The sequence below is a fragment of the Paenibacillus sp. GCM10027626 genome (genome assembly GCF_042676285.1).
Classification (GTDB): Bacteria; Bacillota; Bacilli; order Paenibacillales; family Paenibacillaceae; genus Paenibacillus_Z.
Map to the genome: position 1 here is coordinate 91,689 of NZ_JBHTHC010000023.1, position 20,419 is coordinate 112,107.

Sequence of the window (20,419 nt, forward strand, 5' to 3'; positions counted from 1 at the left end):
GCTTTACATGATCATTAGAAGAAGGTTGGTTGTATGGTTATGTTTGTTTGTGATGATAGGGATTGCGTGTGTGCCTCTTCGCACATCTGCTGCGGCTCCGTCTGACATTTCAATCGATTTCTCGCAAACGTTAGGCAGTTATATTCATCAGAATGGTTATAATAACAGCAATATCAATCCTATACCCGGAAAAAGCGACTATGCCGAGATGAACCATAACGGTATGACGCTCATGCATGCGTATGCGTATATGGATAGTCTGTTTCCTACCGCCAACCACTTTGTTCCGGAGAACGCGCATTCGATCGATAATGTAGCTAAGAATTCGCAATCGTTCATGTTGAATTTACAATTTTACGGAACCGCGCCGAATGATGCGGCGTATTTGGACAATTTGAAAACGGCCATAAAATATTTTAAGGAAAAGCACGCTAATTTGGAATACATCGAATTTTGGAACGAAAGCGGTGAAGGATTAGCCCGGGCTTCTCAACTTTACAAATTGTTGACGCAGGCAGTAGAATACGTGAACAGTACCGTTACCAATGGCAATAAGCTCAAGGTAGGAGGGTTTGCGGACAGCAATCCGAATCGGGTTACGGCATTGATTGACTACTGTACGGCGAATAGCTTGCCGCTCGACTTCGTATCTTGGCATGACTACAGCTACAAGTCGATTCCCGATTATTCCAATATCAGAAACTATTTGAATACGAAAGGCTTTACGAATACGGAAATGTGGATTACGGAGTTTAACTGGGGCTACGCGACGAGCGTGAATCCACCTACCAACACATTCGCCGCGCTCGCGGCGGCCAATACGGCAGCTCATATGTTCAACCTGACCAATCAGAACATCCATGGCATCTACTATAAATATAAGTCTCCTTGGAATGATGCCCAAGGCCAGATTGTTTATCGGTTCGAGAAATCGAGCGGAACATCTTCGAATCTTGAAACGTTTGATTTTACCAATACGCCGGCCAGATATGTTCAGTTGCAAGTGAACGTGTCTGGCAGCAACCCGGTGACCAAAGTCTCCGAAATCGAGGTCTACGACAATAATAACAATAAATTGAATATTGGGGACTCGTACGCATCGTCCGATGCGGAGAACAAAGCGTCGGTTTATGACGGAAACTTGTCAACCTACTGGTCGGGCGGCAAAGATCAGGATGTCACTTTGGACTTAGGCGCCGTGCAGACGATAAGTTACGTTAAAATCGCGTTTGCGGACGGCGCCGCAAGACAACAGCAGTTCAAAATCAGAGTCAGTCAGGATCTTACCGACTGGATGGATGTCATCGGAAGCTCAGAAGCTTTGCCGGCTGGCAATGTATATCGATTGTGGAGTATGCTGGAGGATACAAGAGTGCCTGCGACGATAAGCAGCGGTCAAGAGACGGATGGCAAGGGAGTTGGTGTGCTCGCTACGAAGTCCGATAATCGGGCAGCGGTACTTCTCTGGAACTACCAGAATACCGGGACCAATACCTATGATGTGAATCTGTCGATCAGCAATTTACCTGCGGGTTTTGCCGGTAAAGCGATCAAATATGAACAATATCTTATCGATGCTACGCACAGTAACTATGCTTATGACGGATCGTCCAGTCTTTCCAAAGTCATGGATGGTGTCAAACCTCTGGGAGATGACGATTTGATGGTTGCCCTTGGCGTTAATGCGGTATCGCTCATCGTGCTGACTCCGGATGAAGGAAACCTTCCAGGCAACAAGATCAGCAACGGCAATTTTGAAACAGGCAGCATGTCCCCCTGGGTTTCCTGGAATACGGCTGGGATCGACAGCACGCAACCATTCTCCGGCAATTTCGGTGGTTATGTGACGCGCAGCAGCAGCTTAACCCAGACCATTCATGGCTTGAGCCCAAACACGACATACACCTATTCCGCTTATGTGAAGCTGCAGAACGGCGGTGATTCCGTCCTAATGGGCGTGAATAATTTCGGAGGGGCTGAACTCTCTCAAACGGCAACTTCGACGGCCTATCAGTTGATGAGTGTAACCTTTAAGACAGGAGAAAGCAACACTTCCGCGGATGTATTCCTATACAAATCCGGAGCAACGGGCACAGGGAAAGCATACATCGACCATGCATCGGTCTTGCAGCACAATTATGCAGTGAATGGCGATTTCGAAACAGGTATCAAGGCCCCATGGACGGCTTGGCATACAGCAGGCACGGATAGTTCCAGCAACGTATTCGACGGCGTTTCGGCAGGCTACGTTACACAATCGAGCAGTCTTACGCAGCGGATCACAGGTTTGAGCCCGAATACGACCTATACCTATTCCGCCTACGTTAAAGTACAGCATGAGGGCGATTCCGTGAACGTTGGGGTTAAAAATTACGGCGGGATGGAACTCTTCCAAACCGTAACCGACACGAGCTATCAGTTGGTCTCCATTACTTTCAGTACGGGGGCAAGCAATACTTATGCAGATATCTTTCTGTATAAGTCGAGTGCCACAGCTCCGGGTAAAGCGTATATGGACAATGTTACCGTACAGTAACCAGGAAGCAGGCTATGGTGGGTATATCATCGTAGCCCTTTTTCTGCGTTCCGGAAAGGTGAGGGGCGCAAGAGGTGGAGTTCGGCACAGCTATGCGATAAGGCTTGGAAAGCCAAGTAAAATAAAGACACCGAAGGTAAATATCTTTGACGTTGTCAGATGCAGCTCCTGATATTACGATAGAGTATACGGTGGGATGTTGATTCTTTCCGGGTTAAACTTCTGGGGGGTCATGCGATGTTAAAAATCCGATCCAAGCTGAATACGATCGGCGCGCGCATACTTATTTTTAATCTGATGATTGTGATTATCGTCTCGTTAGGTCCACAGATGCTTTTCATTCAATATTTTACAAGCGCTTACAACAAAGAAATCAACAATCAGAGCGCTGAAAATGTCAGAAAACTGAAATATGTCGTGGACGAGACGATTCTCGATAGCGTGATCCGATTCGGCAACATTTATTTCACGGATTTGCCGAGCAACGAAACGCTCGTGTACCCTCTGACGCACGATATAAGCCAGGACGGTCTGAAAATCGCCGAAGTGGGCAACTTTCTCACGGACATCCCCAACAAGCTCACGTTTTTGCAATCGGTCGAGGTTCTTTACACGGAAGGGAACTTGTATATCAACGACCGGTTCAATTCGTATCTCAATTCGGAAAGTTCTATTAAGGGGCTAGACGGCGAGTGGATTCAGCAATTAAAAAATATCCAGACGCCCAACCGGTGGCTGAAACCCCGAATTACGCGGCCGTCGGATACCCGTGTTATCACTTATTTATCCAACATTCCGTTAATGGGCGACCAGAAGCAAAAACAAGCTGTCATCGCAGTCAATATTAGGGAGAGTGCCATTCAAAATTTAACCGGATCTTCTCCATCCTCCGATGAGCAGCAATTGCTCATTATGGACGAGGAAGGCAACGTGATCGTCGACAGCAACGATAAGTGGCAAGATACGAATATTTTGGAGATGGAATTTACCGGAAAAGTATTGAAAAATGCGGACGAAGGCACCTTCGACTCAACGGTAGACGGAGCGGCAAGCATCATTTCCTATTCGAAATCGAATTACAACAACTGGCGATACATCTCTGTAAACTCGGTAAATTCCTTATACCAGAAATCCCAACAGATGCAGACTTATCTGGTTACCGCGACGGTTATCCTGCTTTTCGTGAATGGCGCTTTGTCCGTCTACTTGACTTATTGGGCGAACAAGCCGCTGCGGAGGGTCGTTCAGACGATCCTTAATTTGGGCAGGGACCAAAGCGTCATTGAGCAAGGCGTGAATAACGAATATAAGCTGCTAAGTGGTGTCATCAATGGCGTATCCGAGAAGATCGCGGACCTCAATGATCAATGGGAGCAAAACAAACCGGTAATCCGCGATAAATTCATTATGCGGCTGCTGCACGGGGATGTTGATCCGGACGACCATCAAGTCGGCCTTTTGGAGCAATCACTTGGCATTCATTTTACGTACCCTAGCATCACATGCATGGTGCTCAAAGTATTCGGGACGGGTGCCATCGGTTTCGAGAACGAGATGGTGGTTCAGTACAGTCTTTTGCAAAATCTGGAGAAGGATCAGGACGGACATCTCTTCTCTACCATCGATCACGCCGGCAGTATCGTAGCCGTATGGAATTATACGAGCCGGATGGATATAGAGAAAATTCATGACAGCATCGGCAGCCAAGTGAAAGGCGAGTTTGTGCTCGCGTTCAGCAGGAAGCATGAAACCTCGTATGACAACATTGCCATTGCCTACCAAGAGGCTTGCGAAAGCTTGCGATATTCGTTTATTATGCCGGGGCAAAGCATGATCGTGTATGAAGATTTGCAGATCGAGATGCGGAAGGATTTCGGCAGCAGTTCGCAATTGATCGAACAGCTTTCCGCGGCGATTCGTAACCGCAACAAAGACCGGGTGGCGTCGATACTCGATATACTGGAGAAGGGGCTTGTATCCGGAAGGTATGGAATCGAATATTGCCGAAATACGATATTTGACGCGGTCTCAATGGTGCGAACGTCCGCCATTTCGCTGGATATCGATTTGGAGCGTCTGCTCGGCTACGATATTCGGGATTACGGTAAAAAGCTGAACAACGTGACGGAGTTGAAAGGTTGGCTGTCCGAAGTCGTCGATCAGATTCTAACCCCTGCGCTCGCGGAAGTCCCAGACGACACCTCCAACCCCTTTAAGCAGCAAATTTTGACTTATATTGAACGGAATATATACAACGAAATCTCGTTAATGTCTTTGAGCGAAAGTATTCATATGAATGCCAGTTACTTGAGCCGCATTTACAAATCGGTGATTGGCATGAATTTCTCGGAGCACCTGACTCATGTCAAGATGAAGCATGCCGAGAAGCTGCTATTGAAATCGGATTTGCCGATCAAGGAAATTGCCAAGCGGCTCGGTTACGCCAGCCCGAAGTATTTTGCGAGATTGTTCAAGGAGAAGTATGATTGCTCGCCCCAGAAGTACCGCGACAGCCTGAATCCAAGGCTATGATGAACCTTCATCATAGTCTCTTTTTTTTGTGTGAAGGTAAACATTGTGGCCGCAAGTAAAAGTGGTGACTCTTAAGAAGCTAATGCCCACATACGGGTGGGATGATGCCAATTGAGCAAAAAAAAGCCCCCTTAAGTAAAATTGTTGTTCGTTGGCAAGAGTGGGAAGGGGCATTATGATGGAGTCACCTTAACGAATTGGAGGATTTGCAACATGGACATCGCGGCCGCAGCTTCAACGCCGGTGAAGGACCGACCTTGGGGAAAGATGCCGAAGCGGAACTTGATCTACCGTTACTGGAAGCAAAAATATTTCTTTCTGATGCTCTTGCCCGTCTTCGCCTATTATTTAATTTTCCACTATGCGCCACTTTATGGCATCGTGATCGCATTTCAAAATTTTTACCCGGTTAAAGGCATCCAGGGCAGCGAATTCGTCGGTCTGGAGCATTTTAAGGAACTATTTACTGGCCTTTATTTTATGCCTGTGCTCAAGAACACGCTCATCATAAGTTTCTACAAATTGATATTCGGATTCCCGGCACCGATCATTCTCTGTCTCATTCTAAATGAAGTCCGTCTCGTCTTCTTCAAGAAGACGATTCAGACGATTACGTATCTTCCCCACTTCATCTCATGGGTCATTCTCGGGGGCATCGTCGTCGAAGTGCTTTCCCCTTCAAGAGGCGTGGTGAACGCGATCATCTCGGCATTCGGTTATGAACCGATATATTTCATAACTAGCGAGGTCTGGTTTCGGACGATTCTGGTCACCTCTTCGATCTGGAAGGAAATCGGGTGGGGGACGATTATCTATCTTGCCGCCACTACGAATGTGGACCCGGAGCTGTACAACGCGGCCGACATAGACGGGGCAGGGAGATTGCGGAAAATATGGCATATTACGCTGCCATCTATCGTGCCGGTCGTCACCATCATGTTTATCTTCGCAGTCGGCAATATCATAAATGACGATTTCGACCAAATCTACAATTTGTTGAACGCTTCGGTTCTGTCCGTCGGAGATGTAATCTCGACGTACACGTATGAGGTCGGGCTTGTCAAGGCGGACTATAGCTATGCGACGGCAGTCGGGTTGTTCAAGAACATCATCGCCTTCATGCTGATCGTTCTGACTAACTACGTCGCCAAGAAAACGAACGATTACACACTATGGTAGGTGTTGAAGCATGAGAGCAGTACGCAATAAGAGAAGAAGATCGGCAGAAGATTGGATCGTGGATTCGTTCGTTTACGTCTCGTTAACTTTCCTGAGCATGTGTACGATAGTCCCGTTAATGCAGGTGGTCACCATCTCGATGAGTCCTGCCCATGTAGCCAGCAGTTACGGCGTTCATCTGATTCCGTTTGAATTCGATTTCCACGGATACCGCAAAGTATTCGAATACGGGCAAATATGGGCAGGTTATTCGAATACATTGATTCGGGTCGTCTTGGGTTTGGCGGTTTCCCTGACCCTGATGATTTTAGCCGCCTATCCGTTATCCAAGAAAAATTTGGAGCATCGGAAGTTTTGGACGATTTTCATGGTATTCACGATGTTCTTTAGCGGCGGACTCATTCCAAACTTTCTGCTTATCAAAGGAATCGGGCTATACAATAGCATGTGGGCGCTTATTCTGCCCACTGCAATCAATACGTTCACGATGCTGATCATCCGCAATTACTTCATGTCGTTGCCGGAGGAACTGATGGAATCGGCGAGAATCGATGGTGCGAACGAGTTTGTCATTCTCGTACGCATGGTATTGCCGCTGTCGATACCGATTCTCGCTACGGTAGGACTTTGGACGCTCGTCTATCACTGGAATGAGTGGTTTAACGCGATGATCTACCTGACCGATTCCAAAAAATTCGTGCTTCAACTCGTGCTTCGAAAAATATTGTTCGATGGAACGGATCCTACGGCGACGGAAGTCGCCAATACGATCTCGGTGAATACGGACACGATGAAGATGGCGGCGCTAATGGTCTCCTTGATCCCGGTTCTCGTGATTTATCCATTCATTCAGAAATATTTCGTCAAAGGCGTCATGATCGGGTCGCTTAAAGGTTAATTCTATCCTCACCCGGATGGTTTAACAATATATAATTAAGATGAAGGAGAGGTCAACAAATGAAGCTAGGTGCATGGAGAAAAGCGGGCAGTCTCGTCATAACAGCTTTATTGGCAGGAACAGTGGCCGCATGCGGCGGCGGGGGGAATAACGTCAACGATTCTTCATCGTCTCCGCCGTCGTCAGTCGGTAGCGGAACTTCGGTATCCCATGAGGTGCAAAAGCCGATCACGATCGAATGGGCTGCTTACAACGTGAACGATGTGGCTCCCGATCCGAATTCGGAAGTGCTCAAAGATATCGAAAAAAGGTTTAACGTCAAGATGAACATATGGACTGCGGATAGCCAGAAGCACAATGAAGTATTCAACGTTAGAATGGCTTCCGGGGAATTGCCGGACGTTCTCCGGCTGAAGGGGTTCGATCTGTCGAAGTTGGTGGAGAGCGGTGTCGCGGCGGAAGTGCCTCTCGAACTCATCAAGGAAAAAGCACCGAATTACTATCAGTTGATTATGGATAACGACTCAATGGGAGCCGCATTCAAGTCAACCATATACAAGGGTAAGAATTACGGGTTGCCCAACTTCAACCTGGATGGGACATATCCAACCAGCCTGATCTGGCGGACGGACTGGCTGAAAAATGTCGGCATTAACAAAATACCCGAGACGCTTTCCGAGTTCGAGGATGCGATCTACAAATTCACGAACAACGATCCGGACCAAAACGGTAAGAAGGACACGTATGGTATTTCCAGCACAGCCTTGCAAACCGTATTCGGGGCATTCGGTCCGTTCCCGACGGACAATCTTAAAGGAACGACCCCGTACTCGGACTTATGGTTTACCATTAAGGATAACCAAGTATCACTGAACGCCATTCAGCCGCAAATGAAGGAAGCGCTGAGGCTGTTGGCCAAATGGTACAAAGACGGCGTCATCGATCCGGAGTTCCTGACCGGCGAGAATAAAGGCGGATACTGGGCAACTTCCCATGCCTTTATTAACGGCAGAATCGGTGTCACAGGCAACGCAATGTTCTACCACTGGGCGCCGCCGCTGACTCAGGGAGATCCGGGTGGAGCCGTGTATCAGGAATTTATGAAGGTAAAGCCTGACGCCAAACTCGGCGAAACGTACGAGTATGGCAAAGCGATTCAGGGCCCAGACGGCAGCGCATTCGGGGGCAACTATTGGGGCTATAGCAATGAAAACATCATCATTACGTCGAGCGCCTTCAAAGATCCGAATAAAGTGGATGCGATATTCAAAATGCTGGACACGTTGGTAACGGATCAGGATTACTATATGCTGATGAACTATGGGGTTAAAGATAAGGATTACACGATCAACCCGGACGGTTCAATCGCATCCAATCTCAAAAATATGACCGAACAAGTTCAACGGGGCGTGACGACCTTTAGTTACTTCTTACAAAATCCTTCTGTGCTAAAGGAAAGGAATAAAGCGAAGTATGAGCTTGCCGAACGGGTCAAAGGCACAGGCACGCCGAAAGCTTACTTGCCTAGCGTGGAAGCGATGGGGAAATATAAAACCGACATACAGAAGCTGACGTTCGAAACGTATATTAAAATTATTACGGGCACTCAATCGGTCGATTCATTCGATGATTATGTAAAAAAAGCGAGAGCTGCTGGCGCGGATCAGATTGAGAAGCAGTTGACTGACTCCATACAGTAAACGGATGTTGTAAACCTCCTCAATAGTAGATAGCCTCTCGGCATTTGCCGAGGCTTGAGGCTCAAGGATTAGCTGGCACCAGGGAGTTGTTGGAGTCCATTCATAGCATTTAACTGACGATACTCAAGAAGTAACGTCAGTTTTTTTATATTCACCTATAGACCCATTAAGCTGAGCCGTACCATAAGTAACGGCAGCGGGTTTTGGGGTGAAACTCGCTTGAGCACTTAAAAGGGCGTTAACCGCAGTTTTTTGTAATAGGCAAGAACGTTGGCTGTTACGTGCCGCGGCGCTTTTTAAACGGGCAGGATGGTATGGAAACTTGATCCATGTTAGAATACGGGTAACATTAAATGAGGTGGATACGCTATCATGGAACAATATTCCAGGGTAATGGGGATTAACTTTCCCAAAAACACATTAGACCGTACAGTAGAAATTCTCAGTGATGTAATTCAAGAAAATAGAGCCGAACTTTTTCATGTAATTACGGTTAATCCAGAGATCACCATGGCTTGTCAAAAGGATAGTTCTTTGCGTTCAATAATCGATGAAGCAGGTCTTATTACAGCCGACGGTATCGGAATTGTGATGGTATCTCGTTTAAGGGGCGGAAACCTTCCGGAAAGAGTTACTGGCTACGATACTTTGTTAAAGTTACTACATTCAGGCAACCAAAAGAAGTGGTCATTTTATTTTTTGGGTGCGGATCCGCTTACTAATGAAAAAGTATGTGAAGTTATTGGAGAAAAATATCCTGATCTTTTAATATTGGGTAGGCATCATGGCTTCTTTAAACAAAGTGAAGAAGATCAGATAATCGAAGAAATTGGATCCTTGAAGCCTGATATTTTGGTCGTTGCACTTGGAGCACCATATGCAGAGAGATGGATTCATAAATATAAATCAAAACTGAATGCAAAGATTGCTATTGGTGTTGGAGGCAGTCTTGATGTAATTGCCGGAAAAGTAAAGGCGACTCCAGATAGTTGGAAACGGCTAAACTTGGAGTGGCTTTACAGGTTGATCCAACAACCTTCAAGGTGGAAACGGCAATTGATCTTGCCTCGTTTTGCTGTTCGGGCATTGTTATTTCGAGAAGGTAAGTAAATAATAGTTCCATTCTGCTGACGGATACGTTGGTTGAAATCACATACATCCAGGCCGCCGAGTACTTCGACGGCCTTTCTGCACATGTTATGAAGGCTTGATTGTAGCCCTTGGGTCAGATGGCAATTATGAGCCGCGGCGGAATTTTCATTTTATCAAGCTAACAGTCCATAATTCCACATCAATACGAGAAAAAACATCGAGAAGCCAACTGTACTCCATGCTACAATCAATGCTGTGGAGGTGCACATCCATGGATTATGAGCAAAGAATTCAATCCGTACTAAATTATATTGAGACGCATGTGCAGGAAGACATTACGTGTGAGTCACTTGTAGCATTGACCGGTTTCTCTAAGTCACATTTCTTACGTGTGTTTGAAGCCTACACGGGTTCCACCATCATGTCATATGTACGAGGCCGCAAGCTCTACCTTGCTGCAGAACGACTAAGCCAAAGCAATGAAAAAATAGTTGATATCGCATATGATTTCGGCTTTGAATCCCATGACGTTTTTGGAAGAGCGTTCAAACGTACGTATGGAATAACTCCAGAAAACTATCGAAGGAACCGGTTTCTTTTGCCTGCACTCCACGCTGTCAATCTCGCACAACAGCAAAAAGGAGCTGTAGATGTGATGAACTACAAGCCTCGTACTGTGATTGTTACAAAACCGGCTTTGAAGCTGATTGGTATAGAATGTAGAATTGAAGATGATGCATCTTCGACCGCTCTGTGGAAACAGTATTTCGATGAGTGGCAGCAAACCTTCGGCAATATCTCACATCTACGAGTAGAACCAGAAAAAGAAATTGATTACGCATTATCGGTCGATCGAGACGAAAGCGGATACACTTATTTTATTGGAATTGAGGTAACAAGTGTAGAGCATGTACCACCTGGAACAACAGTGCGGAACATCCCAAAAACAAAATATGCTAGGTTTACGGCGATTGGACCGGTTGGGGAGTCAATAGGACGAACGTATGACTACATATTCAGAGAGTGGTTCCCAAGTTCGTCGTATCAAACAGCCGCCGGGCCGATTATGGAACAATATGATATGCGTTGTGCTACCCACCTTGGAACGCCTCTAGAAAAGCATGAAATGGAGATCTACATTCCGATCGAACCTCTAGTAACGGAAACAAAAGAAATCATTGAACTTCAACCTTACCGGGCTGCTTCTTACAAGGCTGTCGGCAGAAAGGGAAGGAAATGGCACCAAGTAAAGAAAGAAGCATTTGACGTCATGATAGCTTGGGCGTTATCTCAAGGCATTGACCAGTCTTGTCTGAGGATTCGAGCACAGAACAACGGAGGAGTATCGGAAGAGGAATTTTATTATGAGGTTCATATGGACGTAACCGGGAAAAATGTATCGACAACAGAAGAATCCCGTATCAGCTTGATGGACTGTGAAGGTGAATTGTTTGTTGTCACGCCTGCAGTACATCGTATGTTAGAACCGACAGGAAAAGCATTTTACAAATGGTTTGATCAACAGGAAAAATATATGATGACGGGTAAATGGTTCGAGGAATTTTTAATTGATGACGGCAAAGTGACTCTGGACACACTCGTCAGGATTCATTTTGGCGCGAAAGAGATCACTTAACACAACTAAACTAACGAAGTCACGACAATGTGTATCAGAAAAGAAACAGCGGCGGACTAGGACTCGGAAATAAAGTCTTAGACTGCCACTGTTGTATTGAGCTAATGTTTTCTTAGTTGAATCATAAATGCGCAATGTCCATTAAAGTGATTATATTCTATTTGGTCTATTAACTTTTTTATCGGAATTTACTTCTGGGAGACCAGGTAGTCGGCGAGTTGATCGAATGTACCTTCGAGACCTTGTTGAAGCATTGGTGCCATGGCATCATAGGCCGCTTGCTCTTCAGCGGATGCGTTCAGAGGTCCGCCTTTCAGCGTCAGGATAGTTTTCCCTTCGTTTTCATCAAGCGTGATAATATTAATAATTTCAAGAGGCCAATTCCCGCTAAATGGCGCTCGGATCGTGTTGCCTTGCTCATCGGAAAAGGATTGAACAAAAACCACTTTTTCCGGTGCAACTATCTCTTGATATGCAAACTTCCCCCACATGACGTGGCTCCCGTCCGGAGACTTCTGACAACCTAGAAACATGCCGCCTGGTCGAACCTCCATTTTGGCGACTTCGAGGGAGAATCCCTTGGGCCCCCACCATTTCGCGAAATGTCCGGGCTCCGTCCACGCTTTAAAAACAAGTTCACGAGGGGCATCGAATACTCGCGTGAATGCCATTTCTATCGGTTGATTCGGATTGTTATTCATGAGAATCCTCCTTGTTTTGGAAGGGTGTCAGCACCCAGGTTAATGTTCTGGTGATTCTTCTTCGCTACAACGTGCTTGAAGCTTGAAACAACAGATTTGACAGCAGCTCGTAATCAGGCGTATCTCCTTCGCGAATTTTAAGCCATTTTCGCTCGGCAGGACCTTCGAAACCTTTCGGGAAAGCAAGACCGGTTGCGTTCATGATCATGAATGCAATGGCATCTTTCGATGGCGAAATAACGGCCGCGTAATGTCCACGCTTTAGAAAATGAGGCTTTTTGTATTGCATGCGCTCTTCGGCTTCCGGGATGGATTGATGCACCATTTGGCGCAGTCGGTTACTAACCTCGATTTGCCACGGCTGATTAAGATTTTCGATAAATGCGGATACTTCCTCGTTCATCATCATTTTGCAGCTCCTTTTAGACAGTTAGGGACCTGGCAAATATCTTCACGTTCTCTTGTATGAATTGTTCAAGACCGATATTGGGATAGTTCTCTCTGGAATCCAAATTGTTAATGAACGCACCATATTGAGCCATCATGAACGTAAATGCCTGCATGGTGGGGTTCGAACAAGCTATTTTTCCATTCTCGCTCATTGTAGTGAAGTAATCTGTCAGAAACGTCAACAGTTGGCGAGGATGCTGCAGTCGACGTTCTTTAAAGCCAGGGATATGGACCTCATCTTTTAAGGCAATCAGAATCAGCTTTCGGTCTCGGTTCATGATGTCATGATATTTTTTGCTGATGGCTAGTAGGTCGATTTCTAACTCCCACACAATCTGCTCGTTGAAGAGTACTCGCATCTCTTCGGCATACTGAAAACGTTCCAGGGCGGCTTCGAGCAAATTTTGCTTGGTTCCGAAATGTCGAAAAAGCGTCTTTTCGCTTAAGTTGGCAGATAAGGCGATCTCCTGTGTCGTCACGCCGTGGTAGCCTCTCTCCGAAATTAGGTCGATCGCAGCCCGTAACAATTTCTCCGCGCTCCTCTGTTTAGTTTGACGCATGATCAGCTCCCTTTCTGTAGGATACACATAATGTCTGTCAGTGGTGACTGACATTATTGTATTCCAAATTTATCCTCCCGTCAAGAGACCTGCATCGCTCGACGAACTTACTATAATTGTTAGTATTAATGTATTTATAACTGATAATATCATTTTATCCGTACAAGATTTAATGGGGTTGTCCAATAAATCCAGACACATAATTAACAAAGTTATGGATTATTTAGTCCAAGAGGGATATGTTCAGTTTCCCATAACTGCTGTTTTCGTCAGATAACAGTAATTCTGTCACTAGATAAGTTCGGGAAGTTTATGATAGAAAACCTAAGAGACAGGAAAATGGCTCTCCCTAGTTGAAGTTTTATTGAAGTGTTTAATTATTTCAAATTCAAAAAAATAGGAGCTGGCAAAATTGAAACCTATTATTGTAGGAATTGCAGGCGGTTCGGGCAGCGGGAAGTCGACTTTCTGCGAAATACTGGCGAAAGAACTCAAAGAATATCAAGTAACTGTTGTCTCAACAGACGATTTCTATAAAAAGACTTTGCCAAAGATAGTGTCGCCTGTATCAAATGTGGAATACGACGATTTCAACCATCCAGACGCATTGGACTATAACAAGTTAATGGAGTACTTAAACAATTTACTGAATGCTGAAGAGCATCCTGATGTCGTTCTTGTAGAGGGCGTTTTCGCACTATACTTTGAAAAGTTAAGACAAATGTTAGATTTAAAGATCTTTGTTGATCTTGATTCAGATGAACGCATGTATCGAAGGATAAGCAGAAATATGAAAAGTTGGGGAATGGGTTTGGAGGAAGTTGCAACATATTACCTAGAGGCTGCAAAACATAGAGAAATAGAATATGTACTGCGTACTAAGAATTTCGCCGATATAATTGTTAATGGTAACCGTCTAGAAGGAAAATTGAAAAATGTTATCAGTTGTTGGATAACTAGTATGCTAGGAAAATGAGTCATTACTAAGATGAAGGTAAACATATTTCGTTTCAGATTTTAAAGGACATGGGTTTCGATGTTCTGCTTTCCGAGGGAGACTTGAAAAACGGCGGAAGTATTGGATTTGATATGAAAAGTGCTAACAGCATGTTTCGGGTAAAACTTGATTTCGCCTGCAGTGCTCTAATCGATCTTTCAGCTAATGTGTTGGAGTCCCTTAAATCAGGCTATGTCGATTTGCATGACTTGGATGAGGCTAGGCAGCCGTGCAAACTTTATATTGATGCCTCCGAAGAAAAAAGAAGCCTGCTTCGGGATGAATTGTACAAGTTTTCCCGTAATCCGCTGGCTTACGACTTAGCCGAGCTTGTTCCAGCTGAAGATATGAAGGAGCTTGCGGAAAAGGCAAAAATGATCGCAGATGAGCTCTTATAAGTTGCTTACGTTCTCCACCCCCTGGAGCGGGTACGGGAATTACCATTTGATCAGAAATAGGTTCCCGATAATCGCACATAACGTTAAACAAGAACGGAGAGGGCTGATTATGAGTCAAGGTATACAATACGTTCGAGACCTGCTGCACCGCATGACGATCAAGACGGATGAGCAAGGGAGGGAAGTTCGGAACTCGCAGGACCAAGTGTCTTGGAAGGCGCTGCGTGAAGCGGAACGCTTGGACGATCCGGCTATGATCGATGCGGCGGCACAAGTTTTAGAGGAAGCGCGGGACGATGAAACAAGGGTGAACGTCTGCTTCCTATGGAGCCATCTGGCGAAAAATACGGAGGATTCCAGGGCCGTCCGCCTGATGCTGGACGAGTTCGCGAAAACGACGAGGATGCAAACGAAGTCCCGGTTGATGTGGTCGTTCGCGCGGGTGCCGGAAGTACCGGACGCCGAACCGTTTCTCACGTTGTCAGAGTCACGCGACGGTTCGATCCGCAGAGAAGCGCTTCGGGTGCTGGCCCGCTGCCGGCCGGAGGAAGTGAAGGGTCGTTTGCTTGAAATAATCCGCCGCTCGAACGACGAGTACGACATCATCTATACGCTGTGGGCACTGAAGGAGCTCCGTCTGGGGGAGGCGCTCCCCGACGTGCTTGCACTCATCGAATCCCCCAACGCCGAAATTCGCAGTCTCGCGATCCGCTTTGCCGCCGATTTCGGGGATGGCGCTCATGTGCCTTTATTTGTAACGGCGCTTGAAAACGACAGGTCACCTGATGTGAAATGGAGCGCGATGGAAGCTCTCGACCAATGGGGAGGCGCTTCGGAAACGGAAACCGTCTTGAGCCGGGTCAAAACGATTGTATCGCGGCAGCGCAAAGGGGGCGGGCAACTTCCAATGAGCGAACTGATGCACGGCATATCGTTTCTTTGGAAAGTCGCGCCGAATAGGGAAGAAGTCAACAAACTGCTGCAAGCGCTGCGCACCTCGAAAGCGGATAAGCTGTTTGAACATGAGGCGAAATGGCTGGCCGAATTGACGAAAGTCGGCAATACAGAGTGAATACCAACACTTTCTAATGCAATCATGCGCCGCGGCGGATTTTTCGCAGCCGTTCAAATGCTTCCGGATATGCCGGTTTGCCGGGTCCAATCAACTGCACGAAACTACTGCGTCCAATTTAGCAGTTAAAATGCTGGCTTCTGGCGATTATGCATCGAAAAAATGATGCACGATCGGGCACGCGGAATGGAGCATCCCGCAGGAAAAATGAAGAAGGGGGCGCCCCTAAGTCATTTAATATGACTTTTGGAAGCGTCCCTTTCAATCGGAAGGTCCTTCACTTTATTCAGTAATCGCGCGCTGCATCGAACCAGCGTTGAGCCATCTCCTCCGGTATAGGCTGGCTGATTAGGTGGTCAGACTGGCTTAGTTGCCATACTGCTTCGCCAAGGTCTTCTCTCTCAACAGTTTCGATGCCTTTGAGGGAATTGAAGCGTACGGTAAAGGCGGTAATGGCGGCCTCGGCCTCGGCAAGGCTGCGAGCCTGGGCCAGGGTTACCTGGGCAACGTCGTAGGCTTCGTTAGCCAGCTTAGCCAGACGTTTGGGCCAGGATGAAAACGGGCGGCCAAACTCGGTCGTCCACCACTCAGGCTTTCGCAATTTGCTCACTGAAGTATACTCGGTCCACGGGCGGATGTTAGCCCGTGTTTTCATTTGCTGCCTTAGACGCTTGCCCGTGATCTCCTCTACGTTAAAGGCGATAAATCTGTCAAGCAACGGCCATGTATTCAAGGGCGGCAAGTCACCCAGATCAGGCATGAAGCGCAGCTCCAGATTTGTTAACTGGGCCTGACGAGCCAACTGGTCCAAGTCGCAGAAGTTGCCCCACAAACTCAGTGATGTAAGGTTTGGGAACCGGCTTAGACACTCCAGCGAGATAGGCTGTGCCAACGGTTCGTTTCGGAGCGTCAGATTCGTGACCTGATGCAGCTCACCCAGGTCGGGCAGCAGGAAGGGAACGCCATTATTGCGTCGGCTGGTGCGCGGCGCCAGTGTCAGAGAGTATGGCATATCGCCATCTGCCGAGAAGCGGGACAGATCGCCGGACACACTTAGGCGGGAATAATCAAGCCGCTTCTGAAGCTTCAGGTGCAGCCGGCTTCCAGACTGGTCCAGCTCGATATGCAAGCCATGCAATTTGGAGCGGCTGGCGTCAGCCACCGTGTCTGCAGACAAGATCGGAACCCACGTCATTTCTTCAATGGGGCGTTCCCGAGCCCAGTCGAAGAATCCGGCGTCGCTGCCTGTGTAGTACAGAAATCGTGGCCAGGGCGAGCCGGCCGGCGTGGCAAAGGCATCGAACACAGTCCAATCGATATGTGCATCAGGCTCGACGTACAGGTCTGCCTTCTTGCTCAATTGCGACGGTCCAATGGAGAGGCTGCCCACGCCGGGCTCAATGACAAGCGTATGGCTGTGAGGGCCTGTTAGATCGATGGGATAACGACCATCTTCTTTAATAGAACCAACGGGGGGCCGAGCTGGGTTATTATTTGGCATTTCCTTCATCCCTTCTTCTTATCGCCTGCATTATGAAAGTCGATGTAAATGAAGGCTGATTGCCTCAACCACTGCGGCTTCCTCAATAATAAGCACATGCTGTGTTTCGTGTAGTGAGCCGGTTTTGGCTATGAATAGCTTGCCGACTCTCTCAAACGAGCTAATTTGCGAGTAGGGGGAAGTATCTTCCTCCAAACGCGGGAATACCTTATTCGTTGGTACAGGCTCATATCCAGCGAAGGCTAATTCGTCAATTTGCTCCATTTGACTTGGATCAAACAGGAAAAACCGATTGTTCATATTTTGCGTAACGGTTAGACCATTTTTCAGATAGAGCATCTCATAGCCCGGGTTCATATCGGAGTCCTCGTAATCGTGGTCTTCTTCAAGCTGTTCCTTGGACAGCTCCAATCCAGGGTAAGAAAAACAAGCAAACAAACACATATCGTTTTCTAGTGTGAACAACTTTCTGCCGCCAGGATGCCATGCAGGTGTAATATAGCATCTATTCGGAAACATGTCTTGGATACAGAGCTTGTTCCCTTGAATCGACAATTCGTATACGGAGACGCCATCCTGACCAGCCGCAAGCTCAAGCGTTACGGAGTCCGAGGCAGGTATATCCATCATTCGCAGCGTACTGTCACATAGCGGATCTTCCATTTCGTGTGCATGCACCAGCGTGCCATCCTCGCTACGATACACCAATATTTGAAGACGATTCTCGTCCAACTTCTGTGCAGTCCAAATCAGCTTCCCATCACGCGAGAACAAGACGCATGCGAATTCCCCGACCTTGCTCCACAACAGTTGACCCGCAAAATCTCCTACGCCAAGTGCATCTTCCTCCATCATAAAGGCAGCCCGCTCCATAAACGGATGAAACGATATGGTGTTGAAATGGAGCTTTGCATGGTTATAAATACACCCTGCTTCATGAAGCGTCAAGCCCTCATCAAGGCGGTATAATCTGCATTCCTTGTCATACAAAAAGACCTCGGGTGCCTCATTGTTTCTCGCGCAAAAGCCATAAGAGCCTACGAGCATTTTCGTGGGAGACAGTAGAATCATCGTATTCCTCCAGATATTTGTATAGTTTCTTCCCTCTTATAAAGCAAGCACTTTCACTGCAATTCCTTGGCCGTATCTCTCTATTTTAGCATTTAAAGAGATTAATCAGAATAGTCCCCCAGTCAATGATTGATTAATCGCCCGATTTATTCCGGCACGCTTCATCTGTACTAGGGGAAGTGTTATAATTTAACTATGAATAAACAAATAAACACGAAACATCAGCGTAAACTGAAGCAATGGGAGCAAGAGAACAAACCGCCGGCTGAAACACTGAGGCGGGAATCGTTGTTTAAATCTCTTGGATTTGCTGCATTGATATCACTTTTTGTGTCACTTCTCTTAATTGGAATATTTTCGGTTCTGATCCTTTCGGTAAAATTTCCCCTCATGGGATGGTTGTCCTTTCTGTCGGAAGATCTGAAAATGCTGGCGATCAATGCTTCAGCTGTGTGTCTGGGCATTTTTTTGTTCATAAGCGGAACAGCGCTATCCGGCTACTTGCGGCCACCGTATTCCATCGTAAAGTCGCATGATCGGATTCAATTCTCGAAATGGGGCCGCCGCTACGATGTGGCGTTCGATGAACTGATCGGGGTCGAGCAAAAATTCAGAATCGCACGCTTTAGTTTTTTCTGGTTGCAAGAATACATTCTTTATACGCCCGAGCAGGTCATCAAACTGCCTATTAGATATATCGAGGGCCATTATAAAGTGGAGGATCGGTTGTTGCAAATAAATGAACAGCTGAATAATCGGAGATTGGAGGCGCTTGAAGCAACGGCGCAGTTGCAAGCAAGTACAGATTCGTCCATATCCCCCACGACTCGATTAACACTTACTTACAGCACAATAAAGACCCAGCGGATCGTCGTAGATTATGAGCATAACCGGATTATTTTTTCTGAAAAAAATCAATTGCCTACAGATCAAATCAGGAAAATCGTCGTAGATTGCAATGCAAGTATGGAAAATATTGGAGGCATAAAGATCACATTCCAGCAGCAGGATGGCAGGAACTTGACCATCAAAACGAAAAATTATGCATGCTCGGACGCAGAATGGTTCACGCTGCTGCAAAATTTGCATATAGCCGCATGGAAGCTGAACATTCCACTTGAGGTCGATATTTCGCCGAATCGACCACTTCATATCTTTTCAGTCAACGGCGGGAAAGAGAGGGCGTCGTAGAAAAGCAGACCCCGTGCTCATTAGACGAAGCCCTTGGATCGGGTATATAAGGTTGGCGGATAAGCGCTGCGGCGGATATCGCCGGTCGATCCGTTAAGCCGAGAAGTATCCTAAGTGACATTGAAGAGTTGGGATATTGGGCACTGATGCCAGTAATTTTCATGTGATACAATAGGATGAAAGTTGGCAATTAAACAGCTGCAGGGAGAGAGGATGAAACCCATGTATGAGCGTTTGGCAGACAAACTGAAGACGACTTCCGCTTTAAAATGGTTTCCTGGTCATGGGGCGGAAGAGAGCTGGATAGCGGAAGTGGAAGAGGAATTAGGATTCAGCCTGCCTCCGTCTTACCGCTGGTGGTTGGTTCATTATGGAAATGCCCAGTTGAATGGTGGAAATATTCTAACGATCGCATCTCCGGAACACAGAGAAATTAACGACAGCGACCTTCTTTATATACATAGGCTGAATTTGGCTGAGGACTGGTGGGTAAGCCGGTTTCCCCACAGACTAGACTTGTTCGTTCCGGATAGTGACGAGCTTTATTTTTTTGATACGTCTTCCAAAGATGAACAGGGTGAATTTCCGATTATGTGTTATGATCTCATGAATGACTTGATCGACACGTATGCTTCGACGTTTGCGGAGTTTTTAGAACGGTTGATCGACGAGCGTTCATCGTAGCTTGACCATCCAGGGTCCCGTTGGTGGATTTGTTTGAGGTGCCCTGCTCAAGGAACATTTTATGAATGGTGAGTCGGTTGAAAACTATGCGCCGCGGCGCTTATCGATTTATTATTCTTGAGATTGGTGCGGGTAGTGGAAAAGCAATAGAACTGCTTGTGCCATATGGTTGTAACATCCCATGTGTGGAACCAGGCCCGGACTTAGTCAGACTAGGGAAA

General features: G+C 46.7%; 17 protein-coding genes. 12 read left to right on the forward strand and 5 right to left on the reverse strand.

The features are described from left to right. The first annotated feature begins 7 nt into the window (after positions 1-7). From ACFQ0N_RS31175 to ACFQ0N_RS31205, 7 genes are all read left to right on the forward strand, one after another. The gene (locus ACFQ0N_RS31175; RefSeq protein WP_379333871.1) at positions 8-2,536 is read left to right on the forward strand and encodes a carbohydrate binding domain-containing protein; all 2,529 of its coding nucleotides are present in this window, start codon (positions 8-10) and stop codon (positions 2,534-2,536) included. Positions 2,537-2,773: 237 nt separating this feature from the next. Beyond that, the gene (locus ACFQ0N_RS31180) at positions 2,774-5,068 is read left to right on the forward strand and encodes a helix-turn-helix domain-containing protein (protein ID WP_379333873.1); all 2,295 of its coding nucleotides are present in this window, start codon (positions 2,774-2,776) and stop codon (positions 5,066-5,068) included. Positions 5,069-5,281: 213 nt separating this feature from the next. Continuing rightward, entirely contained in the window at positions 5,282-6,247 is a 966-nt protein-coding gene (locus tag ACFQ0N_RS31185) for an ABC transporter permease (protein ID WP_379333875.1), read from the forward strand. Between the two features lie 10 nt (positions 6,248-6,257). Beyond that, complete coding sequence (locus ACFQ0N_RS31190) at positions 6,258-7,145, forward strand: carbohydrate ABC transporter permease (RefSeq protein WP_379333877.1); 888 nt, start codon at positions 6,258-6,260, stop codon at positions 7,143-7,145. Between the two features lie 59 nt (positions 7,146-7,204). Then, positions 7,205-8,845 (forward strand): type 2 periplasmic-binding domain-containing protein, encoded by a 1,641-nt coding sequence (locus ACFQ0N_RS31195; protein ID WP_379333879.1) that lies wholly within the window; start codon positions 7,205-7,207, stop codon positions 8,843-8,845. A 372-nt stretch (positions 8,846-9,217) separates the two neighbouring features. Further along, positions 9,218-9,955 (forward strand): WecB/TagA/CpsF family glycosyltransferase, encoded by a 738-nt coding sequence (locus tag ACFQ0N_RS31200; protein WP_379333881.1) that lies wholly within the window; start codon positions 9,218-9,220, stop codon positions 9,953-9,955. Between the two features lie 253 nt (positions 9,956-10,208). Next, entirely contained in the window at positions 10,209-11,573 is a 1,365-nt protein-coding gene (locus tag ACFQ0N_RS31205; RefSeq protein WP_379333883.1) for an effector binding domain-containing protein, read from the forward strand. 188 nt (positions 11,574-11,761) lie between these two features. Here ACFQ0N_RS31205 and ACFQ0N_RS31210 read toward each other — a convergent pair whose 3' ends face one another. The 3 genes from ACFQ0N_RS31210 to ACFQ0N_RS31220 form a co-directional block, all read right to left on the reverse strand. Continuing rightward, positions 11,762-12,274, reverse strand: a complete 513-nt coding sequence (locus ACFQ0N_RS31210; RefSeq protein WP_379333885.1) for an SRPBCC family protein — start codon at positions 12,272-12,274, stop codon at positions 11,762-11,764. A 64-nt stretch (positions 12,275-12,338) separates the two neighbouring features. Further along, a complete protein-coding gene (locus tag ACFQ0N_RS31215) occupies positions 12,339-12,677 on the reverse strand; it encodes a DUF1801 domain-containing protein (RefSeq protein WP_379333948.1) in 339 nt (112 codons plus the stop codon). A 19-nt stretch (positions 12,678-12,696) separates the two neighbouring features. After that, on the reverse strand, positions 12,697-13,284 hold the full coding sequence (locus ACFQ0N_RS31220) for a TetR/AcrR family transcriptional regulator (protein WP_379333887.1): 588 nt from the start codon (positions 13,282-13,284) through the stop codon (positions 12,697-12,699). A 412-nt stretch (positions 13,285-13,696) separates the two neighbouring features. On the opposite strand from ACFQ0N_RS31220, the gene ACFQ0N_RS31225 reads away from it, so the two are divergent. The 3 genes from ACFQ0N_RS31225 (at position 13,697) to ACFQ0N_RS31235 (ending at position 15,751) form a co-directional block, all read left to right on the forward strand. Continuing rightward, positions 13,697-14,260, forward strand: a complete 564-nt coding sequence (locus tag ACFQ0N_RS31225; protein WP_379333889.1) for a uridine kinase family protein — start codon at positions 13,697-13,699, stop codon at positions 14,258-14,260. Between the two features lie 38 nt (positions 14,261-14,298). Next, positions 14,299-14,679, forward strand: coding sequence for an imm68 putative immunity domain-containing protein (locus ACFQ0N_RS31230; protein WP_379333950.1), 381 nt, complete (start codon positions 14,299-14,301; stop codon positions 14,677-14,679). 109 nt (positions 14,680-14,788) lie between these two features. Next, positions 14,789-15,751, forward strand: a complete 963-nt coding sequence (locus ACFQ0N_RS31235) for a HEAT repeat domain-containing protein (RefSeq protein WP_379333891.1) — start codon at positions 14,789-14,791, stop codon at positions 15,749-15,751. Between the two features lie 286 nt (positions 15,752-16,037). Here the strand turns inward: ACFQ0N_RS31235 and ACFQ0N_RS31240 are convergent, their stop codons facing one another. Further along, positions 16,038-17,252 (reverse strand): hypothetical protein, encoded by a 1,215-nt coding sequence (locus ACFQ0N_RS31240; RefSeq protein WP_379333952.1) that lies wholly within the window; start codon positions 17,250-17,252, stop codon positions 16,038-16,040. Between the two features lie 30 nt (positions 17,253-17,282). Then, complete coding sequence (locus tag ACFQ0N_RS31245; protein WP_379333893.1) at positions 17,283-18,323, reverse strand: hypothetical protein; 1,041 nt, start codon at positions 18,321-18,323, stop codon at positions 17,283-17,285. A gap of 426 nt (positions 18,324-18,749) precedes the next feature. On the opposite strand from ACFQ0N_RS31245, the gene ACFQ0N_RS31250 reads away from it, so the two are divergent. Together ACFQ0N_RS31250 and ACFQ0N_RS31255 are read left to right on the forward strand one after the other, a co-directional pair. Next, positions 18,750-19,514: a hypothetical protein gene (locus ACFQ0N_RS31250; protein ID WP_379333895.1), complete on the forward strand. Its 765-nt coding sequence runs from the start codon at positions 18,750-18,752 to the stop codon at positions 19,512-19,514. A 222-nt stretch (positions 19,515-19,736) separates the two neighbouring features. Further along, the gene (locus tag ACFQ0N_RS31255; RefSeq protein WP_379333897.1) at positions 19,737-20,198 is read left to right on the forward strand and encodes an SMI1/KNR4 family protein; all 462 of its coding nucleotides are present in this window, start codon (positions 19,737-19,739) and stop codon (positions 20,196-20,198) included. Positions 20,199-20,419 lie beyond the last annotated feature (221 nt).